The 12,401-nt window shown below is 71.2% G+C and carries 9 protein-coding genes; 2 read left to right on the top strand and 7 right to left on the bottom strand.

The features are described 5' to 3' along the window. Positions 1-27: 27 nt before the first annotated feature. From ACFRCG_RS35945 to ACFRCG_RS35915, 7 genes are all read right to left on the bottom strand, one after another. Entirely contained in the window at positions 28-1,389 is a 1,362-nt protein-coding gene (locus ACFRCG_RS35945; protein ID WP_380010239.1) for a replication-associated recombination protein A, read from the bottom strand. Between the two features lie 2,500 nt (positions 1,390-3,889). Beyond that, a complete protein-coding gene (locus ACFRCG_RS35940) occupies positions 3,890-4,705 on the bottom strand; it encodes a vWA domain-containing protein (RefSeq protein WP_380010242.1) in 816 nt (271 codons plus the stop codon). 105 nt (positions 4,706-4,810) lie between these two features. Further along, positions 4,811-5,323, bottom strand: coding sequence for a hypothetical protein (locus tag ACFRCG_RS35935; protein ID WP_380010245.1), 513 nt, complete (start codon positions 5,321-5,323; stop codon positions 4,811-4,813). Next, positions 5,320-5,757, bottom strand: a complete 438-nt coding sequence (locus ACFRCG_RS35930) for a hypothetical protein (RefSeq protein WP_380039374.1) — start codon at positions 5,755-5,757, stop codon at positions 5,320-5,322. The genes ACFRCG_RS35935 and ACFRCG_RS35930 overlap by 4 nt, the downstream gene beginning before the upstream one ends. A gap of 210 nt (positions 5,758-5,967) precedes the next feature. Then, positions 5,968-7,791, bottom strand: a complete 1,824-nt coding sequence (gene aspS, locus ACFRCG_RS35925) for an aspartate--tRNA ligase (RefSeq protein WP_380039372.1) — start codon at positions 7,789-7,791, stop codon at positions 5,968-5,970. After that, entirely contained in the window at positions 7,788-9,047 is a 1,260-nt protein-coding gene (gene hisS / locus ACFRCG_RS35920; RefSeq protein WP_380039370.1) for a histidine--tRNA ligase, read from the bottom strand. Before hisS ends, aspS begins: the two co-directional genes overlap by 4 nt. A 14-nt stretch (positions 9,048-9,061) precedes the next feature. Beyond that, the gene (locus ACFRCG_RS35915; RefSeq protein WP_380039368.1) at positions 9,062-9,757 is read right to left on the bottom strand and encodes an MBL fold metallo-hydrolase; all 696 of its coding nucleotides are present in this window, start codon (positions 9,755-9,757) and stop codon (positions 9,062-9,064) included. 315 nt (positions 9,758-10,072) lie between these two features. On the opposite strand from ACFRCG_RS35915, the gene ACFRCG_RS35910 reads away from it, so the two are divergent. Together ACFRCG_RS35910 and ACFRCG_RS35905 are read left to right on the top strand one after the other, a co-directional pair. Next, entirely contained in the window at positions 10,073-10,912 is an 840-nt protein-coding gene (locus ACFRCG_RS35910; RefSeq protein ID WP_380039366.1) for a peptidylprolyl isomerase, read from the top strand. A gap of 106 nt (positions 10,913-11,018) precedes the next feature. Then, positions 11,019-12,248: a DUF349 domain-containing protein gene (locus ACFRCG_RS35905; RefSeq protein WP_380039364.1), complete on the top strand. Its 1,230-nt coding sequence runs from the start codon at positions 11,019-11,021 to the stop codon at positions 12,246-12,248. Positions 12,249-12,401 lie beyond the last annotated feature (153 nt).

Here is a 12,401-nt window from a genome sequence, read left to right as displayed (position 1 = left end):
CGGCGTGGGGCGGGGTCCTCGCGTCGGTCAGGACTTCGGCGGGGTCGGCGTGTTCAGGCGGGTGCGGAGCCACGTGGTGATGTCGGCGTAGCGGGCCTCGGCGCCGTGGCGGGTGGGCTCGTAGTAGGTGCGGCCGTGGATGGCGTCGGGGGCGTACTGCTGCGCCGCCACACCGTCGGGGTCGTCGTGCGGGTAGAGGTAGCCCTGCGCGTGGCCGAGTTTGGCGGCGCCCTTGTAGTGCCCGTCCCGCAGGTGCGGCGGGACGGGACCGGCCAGTCCCTTCCGAACGTCGGCGAGCGCGGCGTCGATCGCCAGGTAGGCCGCGTTCGACTTGGGTGCGAGGGCGAGGTGGATGACCGCCTGGGACAGCGTGATCCGCGCCTCGGGGAAGCCGATCAGCGCAACCGCCTGCGCGGCGGCCACCGCGACCTGGATCGCGGTGGGATCGGCCATCCCGATGTCCTCGCTCGCCGAGATCATCAACCGCCGGGCGATGAAGCGCGGGTCCTCCCCCGCCTCCACCATCCGCGCGAGGTAGTGCAGCGCGGCGTCCACGTCCGAACCCCGGATCGACTTGATCAACGCGCTCGCCACGTCGTAGTGCTGATCCCCGTCCCGGTCGTACCGCACCGCCGCCCGGTCCACCGCGCTCTCCAGCGTGGCCAGGGTGATCGATTCCTCGCCCTTGTCGGCGGCCGACCCCGCACCCGCCTCCAACGCGGTCAGGACGCGCCGCGCGTCACCACCCGCGATCCGCAGCAGGTGCTCCTCGGCGTCGGAGTCGAGGGTCAGCGTCCCGGCCAGGCCCCGTTCGTCGGTGAGCGCGCGCTGAACCACCTCGCGCAGGTCGTCGTCGGTCAACGACTCCAGGGTCAGCAGGAGCGACCGCGACAGCAGCGGGCTGATGATCGAGAAGTAGGGGTTCTCGGTGGTCGCCGCGATCAGCGTCACCCATCGGTTCTCCACGGCCGGCAGCAACGAATCCTGCTGGGCCTTGGAGAAGCGGTGGATCTCGTCGAGGAAGAGCACCGTGTCCCGCCCCTGGGAGCCGGCGTGCCGACGCGCGTCCTCGATCACCGCGCGCACTTCCTTGACGCCCGCCGTGATCGCGGACAGTTCCACGAACCGCTGACGGGTGACATGGCTGACCACATAGGCGAGCGTGGTCTTGCCGGTACCGGGCGGTCCCCACAAAATCACCGAACTCGGCGCGGTGACCCGACTCTCCGAGGCCACCAGCCGACGCAACGGCGACCCTTCACCCAGCAGGTGCCGCTGCCCGACCACCTCGTCCAGATCACGCGGCCGCATCCGCACGGCAAGCGGCGCGAGCGAGGGGTCCTTGGCCTGCCGCGCCTCGGCGGCAGCAGTAAAAAGATCGGCATCCACCCAACGACCCTAACCCCCATGCCCAACCCCAACCCCAACGACGGCCACCCCCGAAAACCCCCGGCACGCCCCGGGCCATCCGGCCGGGACAGCCAATCCGAACCGGGCGTCGCGATGGTCACAGACCGAAGCGGCGTCGCCGGCGATCCAACGGCTTGCGATGCCCGACACCGGCGGCGCCAGAGCCGGAGAACGACCGGATCGTCTCCCCCGACGGAGCTTCTCGCATAGCCGGGTACCCCCAACGCCCATTGCGCTTCAGTTGCGGGGTGCCGGTCCGGGACCGGGTCCGACTCGAGGCATCGGCCGCCCCGGCGCGCGGGGCTCCAAGACCGGGACCCCGACGAGACGACCGCACTACTCGGCGAAACCCGGCCGGCAACGGCGCGAAAGGCGAGCGCCCGGGTCGAGTCCACCATGGAGCCTTCAGGGGCGGCCCGGATGCTCCCAACGCAGGTCGCACCGTGGTCGCGAGCTGCCGGCCCGAGCCGGCCCGAGCCGACGATGGGCCGCCGCCGGCGTGCGGAGTTCCGAGACGTGGAGCGCCCGACAAGACGCGCGTGTTGCTCACGGAAAACCGACCAACAGCGGCGGGCGGAGTGGGTGCTCGGGTCGAGTTTGCCGGGGCGCCTACCCGAGTGGGTCGGGTATTTCCGGCGCGCGTTGCGTTGTTGCTTCCGGGTGGCCGGTGCGGGGCCGACCAGAGCCGGTGATGGGCCGCCGCCAGCGTGCGGAGCTCCGAGACGTGGAGCGCCCGACAAGACGCGCGTGTTGCTCACCGAAAACCGACCAACAGCGGCGGGCGGAGTGGGCGCTCGGGTCGAGTTTGCCGGGCGTGCGCCCCCGGGTGGGTCGGGTGCTTCCGGCGCGCGTTGCGTAGTTGCTTCCGGGTGGCCGGTGCGGGGCCGACCAGAGCCGGTGATGGCCCGCCGCCGGCGTGCGGGGCTCCGAAACCCGGGGCTCCCGACGAGACGTGCGTGTTGCTCACCGAAAACCGACCGGCAGCGGCGGGCGGGGTGGGTGCTCGGGTCAGGTCCGCCGGGGTGCCTACCCGAGTGGGTCGGGCGTTTGCGGCGTGTGGGTGACGAGGGTTCACAAAACCGGACGGCGTGGGATGCCGTGGCCTCGGTGTGGGAGAAAACCGCAGGTCAGCGCGAAGAGAAGAGGTTTGAGGTGCCTCGGGATCCGGTTTCGCCCCTCACTGGGCACTTTCGGTCCCCTCGACGACCTCCGCGAGGTCGCGGCTCAAAGGCGATTCCGACCAGGCAGTCTTGCTCTCCACGCTCGCGCTGAAGAGGCCGGAGCGGACGAAACCGGCACTCGGCGCCCGACTTTCCACCACGACCCCACAAAACCGCAGGTCACAGAAACCTGAAGCCCACCAACCACCCGCCGAGATCCGGTTCCGAACCCCAACTCCCCCCACCGCCGAAACACCCCAACCCACCCCGGAAGGCCCCTCGGCAAACTCGACCCGAGCACCCACTCCGCCCGCCGCTGCAGGTCGCTTTTTCGCCGACCAACACACCCGCCTCACCGAAAGCCCCAAGCCTCGAAGCCCCGCACGCCGGCAGCGGCCCACCACCGACTCAGGCCGGCCCCGGACCAGCCTCCCGCGACCAAAAGCTCAACCCCCGCCGCAAGCACCCGACCCACCCCGGAGCGCACGCCCGGCAAACCCGACCCGAGCACCCACCCCGCCCGCCGCTGCAGGTCGCTTTTTCGCCGACCAACACACCCGCCTCACCGAAAGCCCCAAGCCTCGAAGCCCCGAACGCCAGCAGCGGCCCACCACCGACACGGACAGCCCCCGCGCCGGCCAGCCCGCAGCCACCAGCGCGACGCCCGCGGAAACGCCCGACCCACCGGGAAGGGTCCTCGGCGGACTCGACTCAACCGCCCTCGCTCCCCGCCGTTGCCAACCGCTTGTCCTGCCCAGCGATGCGCCCGACTCGTCGGACACAGCTGTCCCGCCGGCAATCCCAAGCCCTCCAACCACCCGCGCCCCTAACCCGGACCGCCTCGACCCGTCCGCCGGCCTGCGGCTCGGCTCGGCTCGGCTCGGTTCGGATCGGCATGACCCAGGCAAGGGCGGGGCGTGGAGGGACCGCAACCCGCTTTGTCGTCATCGGTGTTGCGGCAGCGAAAGCCGGAGTCCCTCGGCGCCGCACAGCGGCGTCCACCTGCACCCCCACCCCCTCCCCCGCCCCTCCTCCGAGAGCGCAGCGCACGAGCGCACGCTCAGCCCCCACATCTCACGACACGCCCCTACGCCGTGCGTGCACCACCGCTCTCGCCAAGGAACTCAACGCACAGGCCGGCGGCTCGGGGAGTAGGCAGGCGCCGTCCGGCGGCATTGACCCGGTCCAGCGAAGGGCCCCGTCTCTCGCCCCCGCGTCGCCGCGCCCCCACGCTGCGCCCACGCCGCCACCGCGAGTGTCGCGATTCGGGCCGGGTGGCGCGACGCCCGGTGCTGGGACGGGGGTTCGCCGGGTGCGGGTCAGCGTAGGACGCCGGCTGATTTGGCTGTTTGGAGCCATTCGGGGAATTCGTTCATCAGGTTGTCGTAGAGGGTGGCGTCGGGCATGCGGCGGGGGTCGGCGCCTGCTTCGAAGAAGCCCGCGTTGTCGACCACGCGGTACTTCGGGGCGGGCAGGTCGTCGAGGCGGTGCAGGAAGCGGAATTCGTCTCGGCCGAAGCCGATGAACTGCCAGAAGATGGGCAGTTCGGCCGCCTTGCACAAAGCCTTCTCGGCGGCCTTGGCGTTGTTCGGCGCGCCGTCGGTCTGGAAGATCACGAAGGCCGGGTCGGTCGCGCCGCACGAGCGGTAGTGCGCGATCACCGCCTCCATCGCGGACACGTAGTCGGTGGTGCCCATGTGGCCGAGCTTCTTGTGCAGCGCGGCGATGCGGCCGCCGTAGTTGTCCAGCGAGATCTCCTCGGCCGCGTAGGCCTTCGTGTCGAAGAAGATCACCGGCACCGTGCCGTCGTCGTCGAAGTGCGCGGCTGCGGCCAACACCCGGTCGGCGAGCGCCTGGACGCTGCCGTTCTTGTAGAACGGCGCCATGCTGCCCGAGCGGTCGAGCACCAGATAGACCGCCGCCCGCACGCCGGCCAGCCTGTTCTTCTCCAGGCTGACCCCGGCCGCCTTGTAGAGGCTCACCAGGCCGGGCGCGGAACGCTCGATCTTGTCGAGACTGACCGCCGAGCCGCTGCCGCTGCGCACGGTGGCCGAGGGTGTCGCGCCGACCGGCGGCGGGGCCGCCGGGGCCGGTGCGGGCTTCGACTTCTTGCGACCGAACAGCGAGAAGGGCATGGCGAGGCTCCCAGCAGTCGAACGAGTCGGGTGGCCGCCCCCTCCCGGGGGCTTCCCGCGCCTACGCTCCCAGATGCCCCACCCCCACGAACAGGGGCAGATCCCTCACGAATCGGCCATGTCGCATCCCGCCCGACCGCGCCGAACCCGGTCGGCCGTCCACCCCGGCGGCACCACCACCACCTCGCCCACATCGCCGGCCCACATCACCTGCGGCCCGAACGCCTCGGCCAGCGCCACCACCGCCCGCTCCACCGCGCCCTCCCCCGGAGCCCGGCAGGTCAGCCCGGACGCCGGCTCGTCGGCGCCGATCCGCTTGCGCTCACCCGCGACCGCCAGCGCGAGGCCGCCCAGATGATCGCCGTCACCACCCCCGGGCCGCTCCGGCAGCGGATCGGCCACCTCCGCGCCGTCGACCCACAGACTGAACCAGCAGCGCGCCGACAACCCTTCGCCCCGCAACACCCCCAACAGATCGCCGACTTGCGGATAGGACGCGGCCCGCGCCTCCTCCAGGAGGTCGGCCGGCACCGGCGTGCCGAACGACTCGACGAACTCCAGGCCCCCCTCGCCGTCGGTGAACCACCGCAGCGGATTGATATGCACGGTGTGGCTCATGCGACCTCCCGATTCGAGCCCCGACCTCGACCCGTTCCAGCATCCCGCCCGCCTCCGACATGCGAGGCGACCCGAACCCCCGACCCGGCCTCGGCACCGGCCCCCGCGCCCGCCCCCACGGCAACGGGCGCTCCACCTCCGCCCGTTGCACTGCCGCCGGCCCCGCCGCTCGCCGCCCGCTCCAGTGCCGCCGCGCGCCGCCGCCGCGACGCGTGGAACCACTCCTGCCATTCCCGCGTGCCCTCGATCGCCTGCACACGCGCCATCGCGTACAACCGCACCGGCGGCGAGCCGCGATATCGCATGTTGGCCATCGTCCCGTCGGGCTCGGTCAGGAAGCGCCCGATGGCACCCTGCGTCCAGCCGCGCCCCAGCACGGTCGACCGCGTCACGTACTCCGCCGGCACCCGCCGCTTGGTCAAGTCCACCGCCATGTCGGCCTCCCCGAGGTAGTGCGAACCGATCCCGGCGACCGGCTCGACTACCAAGGTAGGCACCGACGCCCGTGCCTGCTTCTTCCCTGTGCAGAAGCGTTTTTCCTACCCCCCGCCCCCACCTTTACATGCCCCACCTCCACGCCCCCCAACGCCGAAGGGCGGCCGAGCCATCGGCCCGACCGCCCCACAACATCCACCGACAGGTGGTTACGCCTTCTCCGCACCCGCACCCGCATCGGCAACCGCGCCCGCGCCCTTGGCACCGACGTCCCCGGCCCCCGACTTCGGCTTCGCGTCGATCCCCGCCTCCCGCCGCTGCTGCACCGTGATCGGCGACGGCGCCCCGGTCAACGGATCCCCACCGGAAGCCGTCTTCGGGAACGCGATCACATCCCGAATCGACTCCGCCCCGCCCAACAACGCCACCAGCCGGTCCAGCCCCAACGCGATCCCACCATGCGGCGGCGGCCCATACGCGAACGCGTCCAGCAGGAACCCGAACTGCGACTGCGCCTCCTCCTCCGACATCCCGATCGCCGCGAACGCGCGCTCCTGCACGTCCCGACGGTGGATACGGATCGAACCGCCGCCGATCTCGGTGCCGTTGAGCACGATGTCGTACGCGTTCGACAGCGCCTCGCCCGGGTTCTTGTCGAACCCGTCCAGCCACTCCGCCGTCGGCGCCGTGAAGGGGTGGTGGATCGCGTGCCAACCCTGGTGGTTGCCGGCCGCGTCCTCGATCGGCTCGAACATCGGGAAGTCGACGACCCAGAGGAAGTTCCACTTCGACTCGTCGATCAACGACCCGCGCCGGGCGATCTCCAGCCGCGCCGCGCCCAGCAGTTCGAGCTGCGCCGTGCGCCGCCCGGCCGCGAAGAAGATGCAGTCGCCCCTACTCGCCCCGGTCGCCTCGACCAGCCCGGCCAGGTGCTCCTCGGACAGGTTCTTGGCCACCGGGCCGCGCAGTTCGCCCGTCTCCGCGTCGACCAGCACGTAGGCGAGCCCGCGCGCCCCGCGCGCCTTGGCCCAGTCCTGCCAGCCGTCCAGCTCCTTGCGGGTCTGCGCGGCGCCGCCGGGCATCACCACCGCACCGATGAACTCGGCCTGGAACACCCGGAACGAAGTGCCCTCGAAGTAGGCCGTCAGGTCCACCAGTTCGCACCCGAAACGGGTGTCCGGCTTGTCCGAGCCGTAGCGCGCCATCGCCTCGGCGTAGGGCAGCCGGGGCAGCGGCAGCGCGATCTCCACGCCGTGCACCTCGCGCCACACCCGCGCGATCAGCTTCTCGGTCAGCGCCAGGATGTCCTCGGCGTCGCAGAACGACATCTCGACGTCCAGCTGGGTGAACTCCGGCTGCCGGTCGGCCCGGAAGTCCTCGTCCCGGAAACAGCGCGCGATCTGGTAGTAGCGCTCCATGCCGGCCACCATCAACAGCTGCTTGAACAGCTGCGGCGACTGCGGCAGCGCGTACCACGAGCCCGGCTGCAGCCGCACCGGCACCAGGAAGTCGCGGGCGCCCTCGGGTGTGGAGCGGGTCAGGTACGGCGTCTCGATGTCGAGGAAGTCGTGGTCCTCCATCACCTCGCGGATCACCCGGGTGACCTTCGAGCGCAGCCGCAGGTTGCGCGCCATCGACGCGCGCCGCAGGTCGAGGTAGCGGTGCTTGAGCCGCACCTCCTCGTTGACCGTGCCCGGGGTGTACTCCTCGATCGGGAACGGCAGCGGCGCCGCCTCCGACAGGATCTCGAAGTCGTCCACGACGACCTCGACCGCCCCGGTGGGGATCTCGGTGTTCTCGTTGCCGTCGGGACGCACCCGCACGTCGCCGGTGACCCGTACGCAGAACTCGGAGCGCAGGTTGTGCACCGTCTCCAGGTCGCGGAAGACCACCTGCACGGTGCCCGAGGCGTCGCGCAGGTCCACGAACGCCACGCCGCCGTGATCGCGCCGCCGGGCCACCCAGCCGGCGAGCGTCACGGTGTGGCCGGCGTGCTCGGCGCGGAGCGTCCCGGCGTCATGGGTGCGGATCACTGAAGCTTCTCCTTCAAGACGGTGACGACCTGGTCGAGCGGAACCGGGGTCTGGTCCCCGTTCGACAGGTCCTTGATCTGGGCGACGCCCTCGGTGAGGTCACGATCGCCGACGACGATGGCGTAGCGGGCGCCGGATTGCGACGCGGCCTTCATGGCGCCCTTGAGCTTCTTCCCGCCGAACGCCATGTCGGCGGGGATGTCCTCGATCCGCAGCTGGGTGACCATGGCGAAGACCGCGCGGCGGGCCGCGTCGCCGATCGCCACGCCGTAGACGTCGCAGTCGGCGGGGGTCTCCACGGCCTGGCCCTCGGCCTCCATCGCGAGCATCGTGCGGCCGATGCCCAGCGCCCAGCCCACCGAGGGCAGGTCGGGGCCGCCGAGGTCCTCGGACAGGCCGTCGTAGCGCCCGCCGCCGCCGATCGCCGACTGCGCGCCGAGGCCGTCGTGCACGAACTCGAACGTGGTGCGGTTGTAGTAGTCGAGGCCCCGGACCAGCCGGGGGGTGTCCTCGTAGGCGATCTCCAACTCGTCGAGCATGCCGCGCACGAACGTGTGGTGTTCGGCGCACGCCTCGCACAGGTGGTCGGTGATCAGCGGGGCGTCGGCGATCAGCGCCTGCACCTCGGGTCGCTTGTCGTCGAGCACGCGCAGCGGGTTGATCTCGATCCGCGCGTGCGTCTCCGCGTCCAGGTCGAGCGCGCGCAGGAACTCCTGCAGCTTGGCCCGGTAGACGGGGCGGCACTCGCGGCAGCCGAGCGAGTTGAGCAGCAGCCGGAAGTCGCGCAGGCCGAGCTTTTGGAAGCCCTCGGTGGCCAGCGCGATCATCTCGACGTCGACCAGCGGGTCGTCGCTGCCGATCGCCTCGGCGCCGACCTGGGTGAACTGCCGGGTACGGCCGGCCTGCGGGCGCTCGTAGCGGTAGTACGAGCCGAAGTACCACAACTTCACCGGCAGTCGGCCCGCGTACAGGTTGTGCTGGAGCACCGAGCGCATCACCGCCGCGGTGCCCTCGGGGCGCAGCGTCAGCGAACGGCCGCCGCGGTCCTCGAAGGTGTACATCTCCTTGGTCACGATGTCGGTGGACTCGCCGACGCCGCGCAGGAAGAGGCCGGTCTCCTCGAAGGTGGGGGTCTCGATGTACTGGAAACCCGCGTCGCGCAGTTCCAGGCCGAACTGGATCCGGATCCGGTTGAACGTCTCCGAGTACGGCGGGAGCATGTCGAAGGTGCCCTTGGGGGCGTTGAAGGTACTCACGGTATGAAAATCCGTCACATTCCTCGGTGCGGTCCCGCGGGCGGCGTCAGCTCTTGCAGATACGGATTGCTCGCGCGCTCGCGGCCGATCGTCGTCTGGGGGCCGTGGCCGGACAGGACGACGGTCTCGTCCGGCAGGGGCAGACACACCCGGGACAACGAGCGCAACATCTGCGCGTGATCGCCGCCGGGCAGGTCGGTGCGTCCGATGGAGCCGGCGAACAGCAGGTCACCCGAGTACAGGACGGGCGGGATGTCCGCGCTTGCCTGGGTGCCGAAGGCCACCGACCCCTGTGTATGGCCGGGCGCATGATGGACCGTCAACTCAAGGCCCGCGAGTTCGAGCACGGCGCCGTCGGTGAGCAGGCGCACGTCCTCGGGTTCGGTGAAGGTCATCCCGCCGAACAACTGCTGTCCCACACCGAGCGACAGGCCCTTGGCCGGGTCGGAGAGCAGGTCGCGGTCGTCGGGGTGGATCCACGCGGGCACCTTGTGCTCGGCGCACACGGGCACCACCGAGAACATGTGATCGATGTGCCCGTGGGTCAACACCACCGCCACCGGGCGCAGCCCGTGCTCGCGGACGATGTCCTGTACGCCGTCGAACGCGTCCTGCCCGGGATCGACGATCACGCACTCCTCGCCGGCGCCCGGAGCGACCACGTAACAGTTGGTCCGGAAGGACCCTGCGGGGAACCCGGCGACGATCACGTTCGTCCTCTCGGTCTCGGGGTCTTCCGGCGACGGGGGCAAGCACGGAAGTATGCGGCGGACGTGGGAATCGGATACGAGACTACCGGCGCGCGGGGGCGGATCGCGAACCGGTTCCGGGGGTGCGTGCCTAGACTGTGCGCGAGCTGCGGCCGGTTCCGCACCTGTGGGATCACCGCAGGTCGGGACCGGTACACCGATCCCGTCACGGTGCCGGAAGCCGTCGTCCGGCGCAGGCTCGGTCGCACGGCCGTCCGGGTCGAGTCCCATCCACATCGAGTCCGTTCGAACCATTCGAATCCAGGAGAGCACGCGGTGGTCACCAAACAGCAGCGCCAGCGACAGCTCGCGCGCGAGAAGTTCGAGCGCCAGCAGGAGCGACGCGGGACCGCGCACGCACGCCGGCGCCGGCGCAATCAGGTCGTCGCCGCGGTCGCGGCGGTGGTCGTGGTGGCGGGTGGCGGGGCGTGGCTCGCGGTGGCGACGAGTGACGACGACAAGGACGACAAGAAGACGAACGCGGCGAACACCCCGCCGAGCGCGCAGCCCTCCGCGCCGCAGTCGCCGCCCGCCGCCAAGCCGAAGACGTGTGCGGCGCCGGCGCCGGGCGAACCGACGAAGGAGCAGTTCAGCGCGGAGCCCGCGATGTCGATCGACACCGCCGGCGCGTACACGATGACGCTCAAGACCACCTGCGGCGAGGTCAAGGTCGCCCTGGACGCGGCCAAGGCGCCGCACACGGTGAACTCGTTCGCGTTCCTGGCGGGCAAGAAGTTCTTCGACCACACCAAGTGCCACCGGCTGACCACGGGCGGCCTGGCGGTGCTCCAGTGCGGCGACCCGACCGGCACCGGCACGGGTGGTCCGGGGTACAAGTTCGTCGACGAGAACCTGGGCACCGCCGGCGCGGACGGCACCGCGGCCTACCCCGCGGGCACGGTGGCGATGGCGAACTCCGGTCCCGGCACCAACGGCAGCCAGTTCTTCCTGGTCACCGGGGACAGCAAACTGCCGCCGAACTACACCCCGTTCGGCAAGGTCACCGGCGGGATGGACGTTTTGCAGAAGATCGCCGCCGCGGGCACCGAGGACGGCGGCAGCGACGGCGCGCCGCACGAGAACGTGGTCCTCGACAGCGTGACCGTGGCCAAGTAGCAACCGACCGCACGCGTGTTCCACCGCGACTCCCCGGGCACGGCCCGGCCCGCGCCCGGGGGGTCCTGTGTAGAGTGCGCCGCATTCAGCATCGAAGGAGGCCGCTGTGAGCAGCGACCCGTGGGGCCGCGTGGACGAGCAGGGAAACGTCTTTGTCAAGACGGCGGACGGTGAACGCTCCGTCGGTTCGTGGCAGGCGGGTTCCCCGGACGAGGCCCTGGCCTACTTCCGGCGCAAGTACGAGGGACTCGCCGTCGAGGTGGAGTTGCTCGCGCGGCGGGTACGGACCACCGATCTCGCGCCCAAGGACGCCCACCACGCGATCGAGCGCCTGCGCGCGAGCATCGTCGACGCGAACGCGGTCGGCGATCTGGATTCGCTGGTCAAGCGCCTGGACGCGCTGGTGACCGTGGTGGATTCCAAGCGCGAGGAGCGCAAGGCCACCCGCGCGAAGGCGCAGGAGGAGGCGCAGGGCGCCAAGGAGCGGATCGTCGCCGAGGCCGAGCAGCTGGGCCAGAGCACGGACTGGCGACCGGCCGGCGAGCGACTGCGCGCGCTGGTGGACGCCTGGAAGGCCGTGCCGCGCCTGGACCGCAAGGCCGACGACGAACTGTGGCACCGGTTCTCCCAGGCCCGGTCCAACTTCGCCAAGCGCCGCAAGGCGCACTTCGCGGAGCTGGACGGTCAGCGCGACAGCGCCAAGCGGGTCAAGGAGAAGTTGGTCGAGGCGGCCGAGGCGCTGTCGACGTCCACCGACTGGACCGACACCGCGGCGCGCTACCGCGACCTGATGAACGACTGGAAGGCCGCCGGTCGGGCCCAGCGCGATGTCGAGGAAGAGCTGTGGCAGCGCTTCCGGGCCGCGCAGGACGTGTTCTTCGCGGCGCGCAGCGAGGTGTTCGCCGAGCGCGACTCCGAGCAGCGGGAGAACCAGGCGGCGAAGGAGGTGCTGCTCGTCGAGGCCGAGACGATCCTTCCGGTGACGGACGTCAAGGCGGCCCGGGCGGCGCTGCGCTCGATCAACGACCGTTGGGAGGCCATCGGCCACGTCCCGCGCGATGCCCGGCCGAGGATGGAGGCCCGGCTCCAGACGGTCGAGCGGGCCATCCGCGAGGCCGAGGAGGAGCTGTGGAAGCGCACGAACCCGGAGGCCCGGGCTCGCGCGCAGGCGGCGGTGGACCAGATCCAGGCGTCCATCGACAAGCTCACCCAGCAGGCGGAGAAGGCCCGCGCGGCGGGCAACGAGCGCAAGCTGCGCGAGGCCGAGGAGTCGATCGCGGCTCGTGCGGAGTGGCTGGCCGAGGCGAACAAGGCGCTGGAGGAGTTCTCCGGCTGAGCGGGTCGAGCGGCCGGCCGGACGGGCCGAGCGGTTCGAGTCGCGCGGGCGCGCGCGTACGCGGATCCCTCGCGTAGGCGCGGCCGGCGCCGCGACGCGGCGACGCACATCAGGCGCGGGCGGATCCGGATCGGCGATCAGCCGGTCCGGATC

Origin of the sequence: Embleya sp. NPDC056575, from assembly GCF_042793325.1 — a bacterium.
GTDB lineage: Bacteria > Actinomycetota > Actinomycetes > Streptomycetales > Streptomycetaceae > Embleya.
This window is presented reverse-complemented; position numbering and strand designations above follow the sequence as displayed.